The organism is Acinetobacter sp. 1207_04 (assembly GCF_052850415.1).
This window is the reverse complement of sequence record NZ_VXCQ01000023.1, coordinates 1-15,588: the sequence shown is the minus strand read 5'-3', so window position 1 is coordinate 15,588 and position 15,588 is coordinate 1. Positions and strand designations below refer to the sequence as shown.

The following is a 15,588-nucleotide window of genomic DNA, read 5'->3' as shown; positions in this document are numbered from 1 at the left end:
ATTTCCTTTTTTGTAATCGATATCAACTAAAATGAATGTTAATTCATTTTTTTGCAATAGTCGGGTCAGTCATTTTCATCATAGTTAAAATTGTACAATTTTAAGAGCCTCAAGCAGATCAAGCTTTTTAAATCAAGATCTTCTTAGCTAGCATGTTTATCGTTTTATTTTCCGATGAGATCATTTAAGCGATGCTCATAGCCTGCACGAGTTTGATGATCAAGCTGTGTCAAAATCCGTTGATCTTTTAAAATACGACGTGCGCCTTTTTGTGCCCATTGTGGTAATGCAATATAACTACGATGTACCAAACGTAAATAATCAGGCACAGCGATGAATAACCTAGGCTTTAATAAGGTCAGTAAAATCGCATCTGCCACTTGTTGTGGCGTCACCGATGGAATTACCTTACCCGCCTCCTCCGTTCCCGAGGACAGTTCTGTCAGTACTTTACTTGGTAAAATGGCGGTAAAACTTACCCCTGAATCTCGATGTTCACCAGCAACCCCTTCCGTCAAACCAATCACGGCGTATTTAGTCGCTGAATAAACTGCAGAACCTGGTAATGCAAAATAACCTGCAAGTGAGGATACATTAATGATATGTCCCTGCTTTTGTTGTAATAATGTCGGCAGTACAAGTTTCATTCCATAAATAACACCCCGTAAATTGATATCAATTTGTGTATCCGTCAGTACTGCCGATTCATCTAAAAAAGCACCCATTGGCATAATGCCCGCATTATTCACTAAAGCATACAAACCACCAAAATGCTGAATGGTATCCTCTATAAAAATTTTAAAACTTTCAGGGTTTCGCACATCTAACGCAAATGCTTTTGCACCAATTCGCTTTGCTTGTTGCTCTGCAAGCTCAAAATCTAAATCACCAATACAGACTTGCGCACCTTGAGCAATTAAAGTTTCTGCTGTAGCCAAACCAATACCTCGTGCGCCACCTGTAATCGCAATCACTTTGCCTATTAATTTTTGTTTGTTGAACATTTTTATTTTCCTTAATTTCATTTTAAAAGTATTTTTATAAATTCATCCTTTAAATTTATATATGTAAACATGTATTCCTAGAATTTATAAATCAGCTTTTTCTACCTCTGCATGATAATCTATACGATACTCTTCAAGATTAAATCGATGCATTTGTTCTTTTAATTTAAAGGTCGTCCACGGCCATACTGTACTATTACGCCCATTTCGATCAATAAAATAACTCTGACAACCACCCGTATTCCAAACCGTTTTTTGCAAAGCAGCCTGAACTTTTTCATTAAACAATTGCATAACAAACGGATCCGTTTCAATGGTTTGAATATCGAGTTCAATTGCCTGTTTTAATGCATCAACGATGTAATTCAACTGTGCTTCAATGATAATAAATGCAGAAGAACTAACAGCGACATTTGGACCAAACATCAAAAAACCATTTGGACAATCGGCAACCATCGTGCCCATATAGCCCTCAGGACTCCCCTGCCAAACTTCAGACATACGTTGCCCAAAACGGTTATAAACTCGATTGGCAATAGGTGGTTCAGCAATTTCAAAACCCGTTCCAAGAATGATCACATCTGCTTCAGCCCGTTCACCGTTGCTTGCAATCAATACATTGCCTTGTACTTCTGCTAAGCCACTCGCAATGACATCAACATTCGGCTGTGCCAAGCTCGGATACCAATTATTCGATTGTAAAATACGCTTACAACCAATAATAAAATTCGGAGTCAATTTGGCACGTAAAGTCTTGTCTTTAATGTAGTGATTGAGATGCCATTGTGCCAATTTTTGAAATTCCCTCATGGCTGCTGTACTTTGAATCCCACCATTAATCGTTTCAAATATTCCATATACCGAACCACGCATCAGTTGTTGTGTGATTGGTAGTAATTTAAACAGTGTACGTAAGGGTTTAACTAATGGCATATCTGATTTAGGTAAAATCCATTGTGCTGTACGTTGGAAAATAGTCAAATTTTCAACCAAAGGTTGAATTTGTGGTACAAATTGAACTGCAGATGCGCCTGTACCAATCACAGCCACACGTTTTCCTGTCAAATCAAGATCATGCCGCCACTGCGATGAGTGAAAAATCTCACCTTTAAAATCCTCAATACCTTTTACTTTTGGTAATACAGGCTCATGCATTGGACCACAAGCTAAAATAGCAAATTGCGAGCGCAACTCCCCTTGTGCTGTTTGGATAATCCAACAGTTCTCTACGTCACACCATTGCGCTTTTAAGGCTTCACAGTTTAAACGGACATGCGGCATCACATCATAATGTTCAACGACATCAAACAAATACTGTTTAATTTCTTTTTGCTCAGCAAATACACGCGACCATGCAGGATTCGGTGCAAATGAATAAGAATATAATGCTGATGGTACATCACAAGCACAGCCCGGATAGGTATTTTCACGCCAGACCCCACCCATTTCATGCGCTTTTTCAAGTAAGATAAAATCTTCTATACCTGCTTCTTTGAGCTTAATAGCAGCACCTACACCTGCAAAACCACCACCAACCACAATGACACGATAAAAATTCGGATCGTTATTTGTCTTGTTATTTGCTTCCATTGCTTTCATCGCTTAAAATTCATACCAAAGCACACCATTACAAAAGTGTTGAACATTGTCAATTTCCCATCTTGTAGAAATTTTAAGATTTTTTGCCAATCTGAACTGATTTAGGACAACAATCTTTTCAGCTCTATATTGGGCTTTTTCAAATTCACTTGTAGATCATCATCGCCCGGCAAAGAATCAAGTTCCGAATATCAATTTCAAAATTTTGTCGTAATAATTGCAAAAATGTCCAGTTATAACGGAAATCATCCATCCACAAACGATAACCTGACTTTGCTGGCTCATGTGTCATTCGCACTAGAATTAACAATCGCGATGCTTATAAAATTTTTCCGCCTTGTCTGACCCCTTCCACCCTAAAAACCAATCGCTAAAAAGAGCGTATTTGCCCCACCTTCTTCTTAAGTGAATAAATTCATTTTATTGTGATGGCTGAACATGCTGAGTAAACTGCGGATGATCATCTAAAATCTCAAACCAATCCGCCTTTTCACTCGTAAATGCGTGTGATGTTATTTCAATATTGAGTACTTCGTTAATAATACCCACGCGCAAACGGATAACATCAGGTAAATCAGAACGTGCGCTATATAATGGCGATGCACATCTTCGACAAAATACTCGCTTTTTATTCTCCGTAGCATAGTATTCACCAAGCAAATTTTGACCTTGAGTGATTATTAAATCTTTCATTTGAATAGGCGTAATCGCAACAAAAGCTGTTCCTTGTGCTTTTTGACATTGCTGACAATGGCAGATAAAAATCTGTGAAATTTCAGCGTTTATTTTGAGTTGTATGCCATTGCAAAGGCAGGATGCTGTGTACATGGTTTTTCCAATATTATCGTTATGTAGTCAGTCCACCTAAACTTCGAATATTCCCATTTTAGCTTTCTCTTTCACTCTTACTTTTTTGTTGAATATCGAGTTTACGATACTGCTTTAAATTTTCAATTTCGGCATAAAGCAAAGTTTGTAATTCATCTCGAAAATCAATCATATCATCCATGGTTTCGATCTGAGAAATTGGAAGTCGAGGCATAAATTTAAAATAGAATGGTATCCTTTTCGGAATAATATGCTTTGGAATAGAAGGAATTACCTCACCATTTCTTAGAAATTTTCCAATTTTAGGTTGGCTTAAAATTTTATTGAACCATTTCTGTCTGAGTAAAACATTGGCATCAAAACCTAATTCAAAAACTTCATCACCACCTAAAGCCACAAAAGGTGCAATATCATAGCCAAATTCTTGTGCCAATTTTAAAAAACCAAACCGTTGTTTCCAAATAAGTTGATATGCCTCACCTTTGCGTTTAATCACTTCACGACCACCCCCAGGAAAAACAAGAATAGAATAACCTTGACGCATCGCTTCTTTGACATATTCTTGAACACCATCAACCCCACCAACTCGCTTTACGACTTCTTTCCATAGAGGGATGTGAAAATGCATGTGATCTGCCAAACTCACGATGGCAATTTTATGTTCGTTGAATAAATAATCGATCAGAATTGGAGAATCCAGTACGCCATAAATCGTATGGTTACCCACATACATCGCAGGTTTATTGGAGTTAAGATTTTCTGTACCTAAGAATGTCGGGCGAAAATAAAAGCGTTGCAATGCACTGATTGCACGTAATAATTTTGGATTATGTTGTATTTCTAGTTTTTTTTGGGTCATGTTGTCTTCCTAAACAACTTAATCCCTCCCAACCTCCCTTTAGCAAAGGGAGGAGTTACCCTCTTTTTCAAAGGTGAGTAGCGACGCTACGCAAGAGGGAGAGATTTAGAAATAATCAAACTACACGCTTTTGAACAAGAATCGAACCGACAGAATAACCCGCACCAAATGAACACAGTACGCCATATTCCCCGTCATTCACTTGATCAGCCGTACGATGCAATGCAATGATTACACCTGCTGAAGACGTATTGGCAAACTCATCCAAAATAATGGGAACCAAGGCAGGATCAGCTTCAGCAGCTTCTTTACCCACAACCAATTTTAGAATCAATTCATTCATATTGGCATTGGCTTGATGCAACCAAAAACGTTTTACATTGGCTGGTTCAATCTCATTTTTAGCCAATTGCTTGGTAATGATTTTTGCAACAAGTGGGCACACTTCTTTAAACACTTTACGCCCATCTTGACGGAATTGTTTATCATCACGAGAAGTCAATTCAGAGCCGTTTAAGAAACCAAAGTTATTGCGAATGTTATTTGAGAATTGCGTGAATAAATGTGTATCTACAATTTCAAAACCTGTTTTAGTTATGGTTTCTTCAACAATAGATGCTGTTGCAACATCACCAAAAATAAAATGACAATCACGTGAACGGTAATCAGTATGACCTGATGTAATTTCAACATTGACTAACAATACACGGCGTGCACCTGACTTAATCGCATCATAAGATTGTTTCAAACCAAATGTTGCAGCAGAGCATGCTACATTCATGTCATACGCATAGCCTTGAATACCAAGTGCTGTTTGAATTTCAATCGCAACAGCAGGATATGCGCGTTGTAAATTTGAACATGCCAAAATTACCACATCAATATCTTCAGCCGTAACACCTGCATTTTCCATCGCTTCTTTTGCAGCAAGAACACCCCACTCTGCTTGAATTGAAAGCTCTTCATCAGCGCGTTCTTCAAGGCGAGGACGTAAACGATTAATGTCTAATGCGCCTGATTTTTCAATTACATAGCGTTGTTTAACACCTGATGCTTTCTCAATAAATTCAGCACTTGAACCTCGACGAGCATCGATCTCACCCGATTCAATTTTTGCAGCATTTTCGCTGTTAAATTGTTCCACATAAGCATTTAAACTTTCAACCAACTCTTCATTGGTAATCACTTCTTCAGGATGGTAAAGACCTGTACCTGTAATTCGGATGCCCATGTAAAACTCCTTTTCCTAATTTACAAATATTTCAAATTGTTTCTATTCTAACTGATTCCGAGCTTTTCCCAAACTTTTTGCAAGCGTGTAGGCGAAATCGGCATTTTGGTTTTCATTGGCTGTGAAAATAATGAAATTCGTAACTCTTCAACCATGAAATACAATTCTTTTAAACGCATATCATTTTTAAATTTAAATAACTTATCCATCCACGGATCAATCTCTTTAATCGCATCCTCATCTCGTTTTAGATTATTCGGCAAACGATCTAAACGCAATAATAATCCTTTTAAATAACGTGGATATTCCTGCCATATATCGGAAGGTTTACTATACACAAAATGAGATAAATCCATTAAATCTAACTGATCTTCAATATCATCCATGCTCTTGCCGAAAACGCCTTGATCTAACATCAACAATTTTTGACGAATTTCTTGCCATTGAATATAAATTTCACTAATCATTTTCAAAGCATCTTGGCCATGACTGAGGAATGTCTTTTTGAGTTCTAGCAATAATGTCGCAAATTCTTCAGCATTAATCGGTAAATCTTTGATTGTCATTTGTAAAGTTGCGTAGACAAGCATTTGCTCAAGTTGAGCCTTATCGCCCAAAGGTGAATATGCCAATGCCAAAGGTTTTGAAATTTGCTTTTTCAACTGACGAATCAAATCGCCCAATTGCATGTGAACGAGACGGATCACACCTTCTCTATGCTGCTTAATCGCTTCATTTTGATCATTAAAAGTTTGAATCACCACGCCTGATTCATCTTTCGCATCAAGTTTTGAGAAGTCTTTCGTGGGTACAAGTGCCTGATATTGCTTGACGACTACGCCTGTCACTTTTTGAGAGGCTTCAAAAACAAATGAATCGGGGAAAGTTTTAAACTCACCTTTCAATTGCTTTACAGGACTATGAGTTTCACTGCGACAGCGAGCTTTTAGTTCATCAAGGTGGCGACCCTTTTCAATCGTGCGACCTTTTTCATCTACCACAATAATGAATGGAATCAAATATTGATCAATACGCTCAAAAGAAAAATCTTTTGCAGTGATTTGATCACCACGCAATTGATAGGCAAGAAAATCAAAGATATGCCCATTTAAATGCTGCGCATCTACTGCGTTCAGCAACTTTTTAGCTGTATCGGGAATCGGTACTAAATTGCGTCGCTTATCTTTAGGCAAAGCTTTTAACAATGCTTCAATTAAATCTAAACGCCATCCAGGAATGCCCCATGACCAAATATTTTCATCGACTTGTGGTAAGGCTTGTACAGGAATTTTAACTGTTGCACCATCTTCATCATGACTTGGATCAAAGCGATAACTTACAGCAAGACGTAACTGACCATTATGTAAATAATCAGGGAATTGTTGCGTTGTTGGACGGTCGTTCATCCATAGATCATCGTCTTCGGCAAATAAATAGCGCGGATTTTTTAATTCTACTGTCGCTCGCCAATCTTCGAAACTACGGCGACTCGCAATTTCAGTTGGCACTTTAGCTGCGTAAAATTGATAAATCGTTTCTTCATCGACCACTAAATCACGACGACGTAATTTATCTTCAACACGCTCAGCTTCTTCAAGTTTAAGTAAATTATGTCTTAAAAATGGTGGTGATATACCTAAATTACCTGTAGTTAATGCATCACGTAGGAAAATCTCATGCGCAGCAGGCTGATCAACTTTTTCATAATTGGTCGGACGCTTTGGCTCAATAATCAAACCAAATAACGAAATCTGATCATAAGCATTCACCACACCAGGCTTTTTCGCCCAATGCGGTTCAAAATAATGATGTTTCAATAAATTAGGTGCAGCAAGTAAAATCCATTCAGGTTCAATTTTTGCCAAAGTTCGCAAATAAACCTGAGAAGTTTCTACCATTTCAAATGCCATAACCCAAGGCGTATTGGTTTTATGCAAGGTTGATGCAGGGAAAATACGTGCTTTTTGCTGACGTACTGCCATAAAAATATTACGTTCATCAGTCTTATTGGCAATAAAAGATAATAAACCTGTCAGTAATGCACGATGTAGATTTTCATAATTTGCTTGTTTTTCATTAAAAGAAAGTTTTAAACCTTGCGCTAAATCAACCAATTGCTCATGGGTTTTCTTCCACTCACGTAAACGCAACCAACTTAAGTAATGCTGTTTTGCAAATGTGCGGCGTTTATTTTCACTTAAATTTTCACGGTTTTCCGTCAGCGTATTCCATAACTTAATGTAAAACAGAAAGTCTGAATCAGCTTCTTTAAATAGTGCGTGTTTTTGATCTGCCTGCATTTGTTTTTCTGCAGGACGTTCACGCGGATCTTGAACAGCAAGTGCTGCCACGATAATCAGAACTTCATTGAGAACACCAAAATGTGCACCACCCAAAATCATCCTTGCAAGGCGTGGGTCAATCGGCATTTTTGCCATTTGTAGACCAATTTTGGTGAGTTCACTTTTAAGTCCCCCTTTAACAAAGGGGGACTGAAGGGGATTTTTTTTATTTAAATCTCCTCTGTCCTCTCTTTGAGAAAGAGTGGAATTAGCTTTTAAATTATTTTGAATTGGCTCATTCATTGCGCCCAATTCAATCAATAATTTACGACCATCATTCACTAAACGATGATCAGGTGGCTCAATAAAGTCAAACTCTTCAACAGAACCTAAGCCTAAACTTTGCATCTGTAAAATCACCGATGCCAAATTAGTCCGCTTAATTTCAGGTTCAGTAAACTCAGGACGGCTTAGGAAATCTTCTTCACTAAACAGGCGAATACAGACACCAGGTGCAATACGACCACAACGCCCTTTACGCTGATTAGCCGCCGCCTGTGAAATTGCTTCAATCGGTAAGCGTTGTACACGAGAACGATAGTTATAACGTGAAATACGAGCAAAACCGCTATCAATGACATAGCGAATATTCGGCACGGTTAAGGCCGTTTCTGCAACATTGGTGGCAATAATAATCCGTCGTCCACCACCTGATGGATTAAAGATTTTTTGTTGTTCGGCAAGTGCCAAACGTGCATAGAGTGTTAAAACTTGCGTGTGTTTAGGTCCAAACTTTTGCAAGGTTTCTTGTAATTCTCGAATTTCAAGTTCAGTACTTGCAAAAATCAGAATATCGGCGTGTTCAGGATGCCCTTTACTTTCTGCATCCTGGAAACATTCTTCAACCGCTTGTACCACTGCACGAGGTAGATTTTCTTCAAAATCATCAAAGTCATCATCATCACTACCGCCAATAGTCATTTCTGAAATTGGGCGATAAATCACTTCAACAGGAAAACTCCGCCCTTCAACCTCAAAAATTGGTGCGCCATTGAAGTAATCGCTAAAACGATTTACATCTAAGGTTGCAGAGGTAATGATAATTTTTAAATCAGGGCGTTTTTTTACAATCGTTTTTAAATAGCCCATGATGAAGTCAATGTTCAACGAACGTTCATGCGCTTCATCAATAATAATTGTATCGTACTTATTTAAATAACGGTCATTGGTCAGTTCAGCAAGTAAAATACCATCTGTCATTAATCGAACAATAGAATCATTCGAGCCTTGTTCATTAAAACGAACTTTAAAACCAATCGATTGACCGAGTTTTTCACCGACTTCTTCCGCAATACGTTGTGACACACTACGAGCGGCCAAACGACGAGGTTGCGTATGCCCAATCATACCCGTTAAGCCACGCCCTGCAAGCATGGCAATTTGCGGTAACTGCGTTGTTTTACCCGAACCTGTTTCACCAGCCACAATAATAATTTGATTGTTTTGAATGGCTTCAATTAATTTATCGGCATACTGCGTGACAGGTAAATCTTGATTAAGCTTAATGGTCGGAAGGCTAGCCAAACGCTTGCGTACTTGTTGATTTGATTTTTCAAAAAGCTCATCATATTTTTCAGGATTAGCCTCTTTACCTTTTTTCAGCCGACTTAAACGATGGCGATCTCGTACCATGACCCATTGATCGACATTTAACTGATTAGGCACAGATGCACTTTCCTGAAATTAAAAATTGAACGTCATATTTTACGCTGTAATGCAGATGAGAGATAGTCTTACACAGCGTAATTCATTTACATTTCATGCAATCACTAAAATCTAAGGCTTTTAACAATAATAAAAATCATCGATCAAACGTATCAATTTAAACCATAAAAAATCATGCTGAAACGCACATGAATTGTGTTCTCACGACATAGACAGATTAGCCATTGAATAATATAACAACGCCCTCAAATATATGTGAATCAATATACATTTATGCCAAATTAAATGTATCAGAATAAGGATAATATGATGTCAAACAACGTAATTTATAGAACTGAAGCGATTCAAATGCAGCTTCGCTTAAAAGACCCATTTATTGTGACCATGCATCATATTGACCATTATCCTCAAGGTAATGCACAAATGGCACCCACTATTCCATCTACTCCTGATGCACGCTACAGCATGTATCACGGTGAAACAGTGCCTGGCTTCCCTGCACATCCACATACTGGCTTTGAAACCATTACTTTAGTCGAGCAAGGTACGGTTGATCATTTTGATTCTTTAGGAAATTCAGGTCGTTATGCAGATGGTGATGTGCAATGGCAAAGTACAGGCAATGGTGTAGAACACAGTGAAATGTTCCCACTTGTGCATCAAGATAAAGAAAATCCATTGGAATTATTCCAAATTTGGTTTAACTCATCGCCTGCACAGAAAAAAGAACACGCTGTCTATAAAATGTTTTGGCGTGAACATATTCCGCATGTTGTGAGCACGAATGCTCAAGGACGCAAAACGGATGTACGTGTGATTTCAGGGCAATTTAATGACCATTGGAGTTTGGCACAACCGCCACATTCATGGGCATTTGCGAAAGAAAATAAAGTGAATATTTTCATGATCGCACTTGATGCAAATACTGAATTAACCATTCCTGCAACGAGTGCAACATCAACACGTTTTGCCTATTTTTATGAAGGTGATACTTTAAATATTGCAGGACAAAACACGCCTGTAAAACGTTTACTTGAGTTAAAACCCGATGTAGAGATTGTGCTTAAAGCAGGTTCGACCATGACAAAAATCTTGTGGCTTGAAGGTGAACCGATTGGTGCACCTGTTGCAGCGCAAGGACCTTTCGTATTGAACTCTCAACAAGAGTTACAAGTAGCATTTTCACATTACTTTGAAACTCATTTTGGTGGTTGGCCTTGGGACTCTGCGGCACCTGTTTTTAGTCCAGAACAAACGCGTATTGCAAGTTATCGCAATGGTGAACAGGTTGAATATCCCGACCAAGTTGTCTAACCATCATTTGATGTGATTTTTAAAAAGCCAATCTACGGATTGGCTTTTTTATGTGCGCTAAAAAATAGATTCAGGTAAAGATAAGGCAATAACAAAAAAATACGCCTAAAAATAGCCAATTGTTATCACATAAATGAATACTGTCGTAGATCACCCGATAAAAAAGTGTAGCCAAAAAATATATTCATAGGAACGACTAAAAGCATTAAAAAATGGATTGAGAACTATAAATAAATGCTTTGATTTAAAAAAAATAACCATTTCACATAGTAAACCAAATATTGCAATATAAGCGAATAAAATAGGTTCGTTGGTCATATAGCCGTTAAGTTCTGAAAAATAAATTAGCTCTGCAGAACCTTAGCCTGCCATACACCATGTCTGGATCATGATTAAAAGACATTAAGATAGACAATGATGTCAGCACCAAACTAAAAATGGGGGAATATCGAATATATTTCATTCACATCACTCATTCTTTTATGTTCTAAATTCGTGAAATATAAACATCAAACTTAAAATCATAAAAATGCATTGCCCTATAACCCAAGCCAACAATCCATAATTTTGACAATAAACAATACTGTCATACATTAACTGACCGATTGATGGAGACTCAATCATGCTTAAGGAAATTCCTTGTAGAATAAGCAAAATCATGACAAAAAATGTGTACCAAGCACGATGATAAGACCATAAAAGTGGAAAAAACAAACTCAATGCGATAAAACCACATGTGCCAAATAATGAAGGATCTTTAGAAATTCCACCAGTCAACGCATCTAAATTAACAATACTGTCTTTACCATAATATGCAAAAAGACAGTACGCTTTTTCAGTTGAAAGTACACTAGCCGATGCAACCAATAAACTCAGTACCGCAATAACTCGAATACCTTGATTAATCAAATTCCTTTGGTCTAAAACATAACAATCACTTTCTTTATCCAATATTTTCATTTTATCTTCTTTAAAAATTCAATTCTTTTTCTTTTGCCCTTGAAATATTTTACACAAAGCGTCATGTTAGATGCCGAGTTTAAGATTGTTTTGTCATTCAGACATCATATAGGTCATTTATATTCCATATTCTGATCTCAATGAATGTACAAAATAATGACCTGTGTAAAATAGTGTTCCATTTTAGCTAAATTCATTTTTCCGATTTTAGCGATGAAAAAATACTATTTCACCAATAACAAGATTTTCGTTATTCTAAGTCCAAATTAGATGTAAACCTTTATCATGGAGAAAATGATGAGCTTAATTAATACTGAAGTTAAACCATTTAAAACAACTGCGTTCCAAAACGGTCAATTCATTGAAGTAACTGAAGCTGATCTTAAAGGTAAATGGTCTGTTGTATTCTTCTATCCAGCTGACTTCACTTTTGTTTGCCCAACTGAACTTGGTGACCTTGCAGACAACTATGCTGAATTCAAAAAATTAGGTGTTGAAATCTATTCAGTTTCTACTGACACTCATTTCACGCATAAAGCTTGGCACGATTCTTCTGCTGAAATCAAAAAAATCGAATACGTAATGGTTGGCGATGCAAATTGGACGCTTGCTAAGAACTTTGATGTTCTAATCGAATCTGCTGGTCTTGCTGATCGTGGTACTTTCGTTATCGATCCAGAAGGTAAAATTCAAATCGTTGAAATCAACGCTGGCGGTATCGGTCGTGATGCTCAAGAACTTCTTCGTAAAGTTAAAGCTGCTCAATATGTTCACGCTCACCCAGGTGAGGTTTGCCCTGCTAAATGGAAAGAAGGCGATGCTACTTTAGCTCCTTCAATCGACTTAGTTGGTAAAATCTAATTTAGAATTAGACTGAACGAATAAAAAACCACGCTTTTATGCGTGGTTTTTTATTCATTATTTTATAGAAATAACGACATTTTTTTTGCTTATTACTCAATTGAATATTCATTGCAAAAAATAACTAAATAATTTACAAAACTGCTCTACAGCAATGTAAGTGTTTAGATTAATTTCAAGAGACGCAGAGTAATTTTTATATAAAATCAAAGATAAATTTAAGGAGGTTGCTTATGGGATCAATGATTACCGTGACTTCTTGGAAGTACAGTGCTTCTTCACGGTATTTAAAAATTTTCTATAACAATGGTTCAGGTGAGCTTTATCACCCAGTGCCCGAGTTCATTTATAATAATTTACTACGTTGTAATGATAAGACTGCTTTTGTACATAAATATTTGGAATATGACTTACATTTCACCAGAATATCCGTTTTATAACATCACACATACAGCATTAAAAATCAGGGATACTTCCCTGATTTTTATGCATGTTAAAATCATTCACTTAAACATCACTAAAAATAAGCCTGCACCTAAAGATAATGTTGTCGTCATAAAACGACCATCTTGCTTAACTTGTTGAATAAAGCTTTTTACTTCCGATGCATGTGAAATTACATTATCAACAATTAACACACCACCTTTAGGGTGAATCATCTTCTGTAAGTATGTCCAATAGTTCAAATAAGCATCACGCTCAGCATCAAGTAAAATAAAATCATACACTTCACTTGAATGCTGTAAAAAATCCTGTGCATCTGTAACAACAAAATCAATAACATGATCAAGATCTAATTCTTCTGAATACTTTTTTGCCTGTGCTGTACGCAAAGCATCAATTTCAAGTGTAGTAACTTTCCCATTGGTTTCTTGTGCAGCATTTGCAAGCCAAAGTGTTGAATAACCTGTAGAAGTCCCTATTTCCAAAATACGTTTAGACTGCTGTATACGAATCTGCATAGCCAAATACAAAGCAGACTCAGGTTCAATGTTACGATAACGATTTAACCGATCGATTTGTGTTGCATCGAACTTAATAAAGCCTTGATATAACTCATTAACACGACTTAAAAAACTTGTGCTCAAACTCATATAATCTTCCTTTTAGGCTTCAATACAGACTCATTCTGCATATTAAACAGGTCATTCTAATGACAATATTTTCCCTACACGTTTTCAATCCATTTTTTCAGTATCTTGAATCAATTTAAAGCGTGGAACTTCACTATTCTCTGTATTTTTTACAGTTTCGATAAACATTGAAAGTGGTCTTACCCACATAGAATAGTCACCATATAGACATTGATATACCACGAATTTTTCTTGTGTTTCACTGTGTGTTGCCACATTAAAAACTTGATATAACTGCCCCTTATAATGTTGATATATCCCACGTTTCAACATAATTTTAGACTCCTATTCAATGTATTTATAAAGTTAAATCATACGCTAAACAATGCACAATAATCATCTAGAAATAAAAAAACTCGCCCTAGAGCGAGTTTTTTGAATTTAACTTTAAACTTAAGAAAAATCTAATTCTTTTTCAAACGCTTTAAGCTCATGACGAGACATTGCAAGATTTGATTTTGAACGGTCTAAAACTAGATAAAGGAACAGGTTTTCATTTGAATCGAGTGGACGAATCAAATGGTACTGTTTGCCAAGTGTGATTAGAATATCTTCAATTTCGTCATCAAGTTTAAGTGCTTTAGCAACTTTACGTTTAGCACGTACAACTTCTGTGTTACCTGCTGCTGCCAATTCAAGGTCTACACCTGTACCAGCTGTTGCAAGAGATAAACCGCTTTCGCTATCTACTAATGCAGCACAAATGAAACCATCGATATCTGTTAATTGATCAAGTGTAATACGAGCCATGAGCTTCCCTTTTTTTTGTTTCACATTATTGTTTATTCTAAGTGGCAATTTTATTTTGCTGATTAGAACCTTCTTCATGATGAGAAATGAATATTTTTATTTATTTCTCATTATTTTAATAAACCTGTCAACTTCAATATCTTTTATATCTATTTTAAATAAACAGGTTATTTTTATGTTCTGCTAATTTTTATTAACATAAACATATATTTTTGACTGCAATACTTTTATTCAATGTTTTCATATCTTTATAATTGAATACATTAAAAATAATTTAATGTGTTCAAATTAACATTCTGTAATTAAAATTTGCCACATTTAAATTATAATTTCAAGCAGATTAAATATATTTTTTAATAATTATCGACTCATATTAATGAATCTACATATTAATAAAATTTTATTAAGCTTTTATTAATATTTTACAAGTGCTTCAGCTGTCGATTTTGTTTCATACAACATTTGCCCTAACAAAATATCTTTAGATGTCAATGCAACCATCACCAAAGGGTGCTTTGGATGAGGAATTGCTGTCAATAAAGCTTTACCATTTTCAGCATCTAAAGTGATCGTTTGACAATCAATAAGGTTAATTTCTGAAATAAATGCAGTAACCATTGCTAAAATAGAGCTACTCACTGCTGCAATTTTCCCCGAATTGGTCACATTCTTTTTATTTGCTAATGCAATTTCAAAACCATCCGAAGAACACAACATGACAAATTCAATACCTGATACTGAATTTAACAACATTCTAATTTGTTCTTCACCGAATTTAACAAAATCATCCGGCATTTTTCTTGATAAATTAATATTCAACATGTATGAACCTACAAAAATGTGTATCGCCTTTACTCTATTCTTTTCGAACTTTTCAAGCAAAATATATAATATGAATTGCGTCACATTTTATACTATATATTTATTATTTCCAATTTTTTTGTATAAAAGTTTTATTATTTAATTTCAACTCATTACAAAAACTAAAATATTATTTAAAGTAATATTGTGAGTTGTTTCCTTTCAATACCTAATTAAATAA

General features: G+C 36.1%; 14 protein-coding genes. 3 read left to right on the top strand and 11 right to left on the bottom strand.

The genetic code is table 11. The features are described 5' to 3' along the window. Window positions 1-164: 164 nt before the first annotated feature. The 6 genes from FW754_RS15645 to FW754_RS15620 form a co-directional block, all read right to left on the bottom strand. Entirely contained in the window at window positions 165-1,004 is an 840-nt protein-coding gene (locus tag FW754_RS15645; RefSeq protein WP_409512760.1) for an SDR family oxidoreductase, read from the bottom strand. An 84-nt stretch (window positions 1,005-1,088) separates the two neighbouring features. Next, window positions 1,089-2,594 (bottom strand): flavin-containing monooxygenase, encoded by a 1,506-nt coding sequence (locus tag FW754_RS15640; protein ID WP_446325177.1) that lies wholly within the window; start codon window positions 2,592-2,594, stop codon window positions 1,089-1,091. A gap of 429 nt (window positions 2,595-3,023) precedes the next feature. Then, window positions 3,024-3,431, bottom strand: coding sequence for a GFA family protein (locus tag FW754_RS15635; protein WP_446325171.1), 408 nt, complete (start codon window positions 3,429-3,431; stop codon window positions 3,024-3,026). Between the two features lie 58 nt (window positions 3,432-3,489). Further along, window positions 3,490-4,290 (bottom strand): lysophospholipid acyltransferase family protein, encoded by an 801-nt coding sequence (locus FW754_RS15630; RefSeq protein WP_446325170.1) that lies wholly within the window; start codon window positions 4,288-4,290, stop codon window positions 3,490-3,492. A gap of 115 nt (window positions 4,291-4,405) precedes the next feature. Continuing rightward, window positions 4,406-5,521 (bottom strand): beta-ketoacyl-ACP synthase III, encoded by a 1,116-nt coding sequence (locus FW754_RS15625; protein WP_446325169.1) that lies wholly within the window; start codon window positions 5,519-5,521, stop codon window positions 4,406-4,408. Between the two features lie 47 nt (window positions 5,522-5,568). Beyond that, on the bottom strand, window positions 5,569-9,528 hold the full coding sequence (locus tag FW754_RS15620; RefSeq protein ID WP_446325168.1) for a DUF3418 domain-containing protein: 3,960 nt from the start codon (window positions 9,526-9,528) through the stop codon (window positions 5,569-5,571). 309 nt (window positions 9,529-9,837) lie between these two features. Between FW754_RS15620 and FW754_RS15615 the strand changes: the two genes are divergently transcribed. After that, window positions 9,838-10,842, top strand: coding sequence for a pirin family protein (locus tag FW754_RS15615; RefSeq protein ID WP_446325167.1), 1,005 nt, complete (start codon window positions 9,838-9,840; stop codon window positions 10,840-10,842). 480 nt (window positions 10,843-11,322) lie between these two features. Here FW754_RS15615 and FW754_RS15610 read toward each other — a convergent pair whose 3' ends face one another. After that, entirely contained in the window at window positions 11,323-11,802 is a 480-nt protein-coding gene (locus FW754_RS15610; RefSeq protein ID WP_446325166.1) for a hypothetical protein, read from the bottom strand. Between the two features lie 297 nt (window positions 11,803-12,099). Between FW754_RS15610 and ahpC the strand changes: the two genes are divergently transcribed. Then, window positions 12,100-12,663, top strand: a complete 564-nt coding sequence (ahpC, locus tag FW754_RS15605; protein ID WP_409512962.1) for an alkyl hydroperoxide reductase subunit C — start codon at window positions 12,100-12,102, stop codon at window positions 12,661-12,663. A gap of 233 nt (window positions 12,664-12,896) precedes the next feature. Further along, entirely contained in the window at window positions 12,897-13,103 is a 207-nt protein-coding gene (locus FW754_RS15600) for a KTSC domain-containing protein (protein WP_409512961.1), read from the top strand. 63 nt (window positions 13,104-13,166) lie between these two features. Here FW754_RS15600 and FW754_RS15595 read toward each other — a convergent pair whose 3' ends face one another. From FW754_RS15595 to FW754_RS15580, 4 genes are all read right to left on the bottom strand, one after another. Then, window positions 13,167-13,757: an O-methyltransferase gene (locus FW754_RS15595; protein ID WP_409512960.1), complete on the bottom strand. Its 591-nt coding sequence runs from the start codon at window positions 13,755-13,757 to the stop codon at window positions 13,167-13,169. A gap of 84 nt (window positions 13,758-13,841) precedes the next feature. Then, the gene (locus tag FW754_RS15590; RefSeq protein ID WP_409512964.1) at window positions 13,842-14,072 is read right to left on the bottom strand and encodes a DUF1653 domain-containing protein; all 231 of its coding nucleotides are present in this window, start codon (window positions 14,070-14,072) and stop codon (window positions 13,842-13,844) included. A gap of 117 nt (window positions 14,073-14,189) precedes the next feature. Next, window positions 14,190-14,546, bottom strand: coding sequence for a roadblock/LC7 domain-containing protein (locus tag FW754_RS15585; protein WP_409512959.1), 357 nt, complete (start codon window positions 14,544-14,546; stop codon window positions 14,190-14,192). A 414-nt stretch (window positions 14,547-14,960) separates the two neighbouring features. Then, the gene (locus FW754_RS15580) at window positions 14,961-15,368 is read right to left on the bottom strand and encodes a roadblock/LC7 domain-containing protein (RefSeq protein ID WP_409512958.1); all 408 of its coding nucleotides are present in this window, start codon (window positions 15,366-15,368) and stop codon (window positions 14,961-14,963) included. Window positions 15,369-15,588 lie beyond the last annotated feature (220 nt).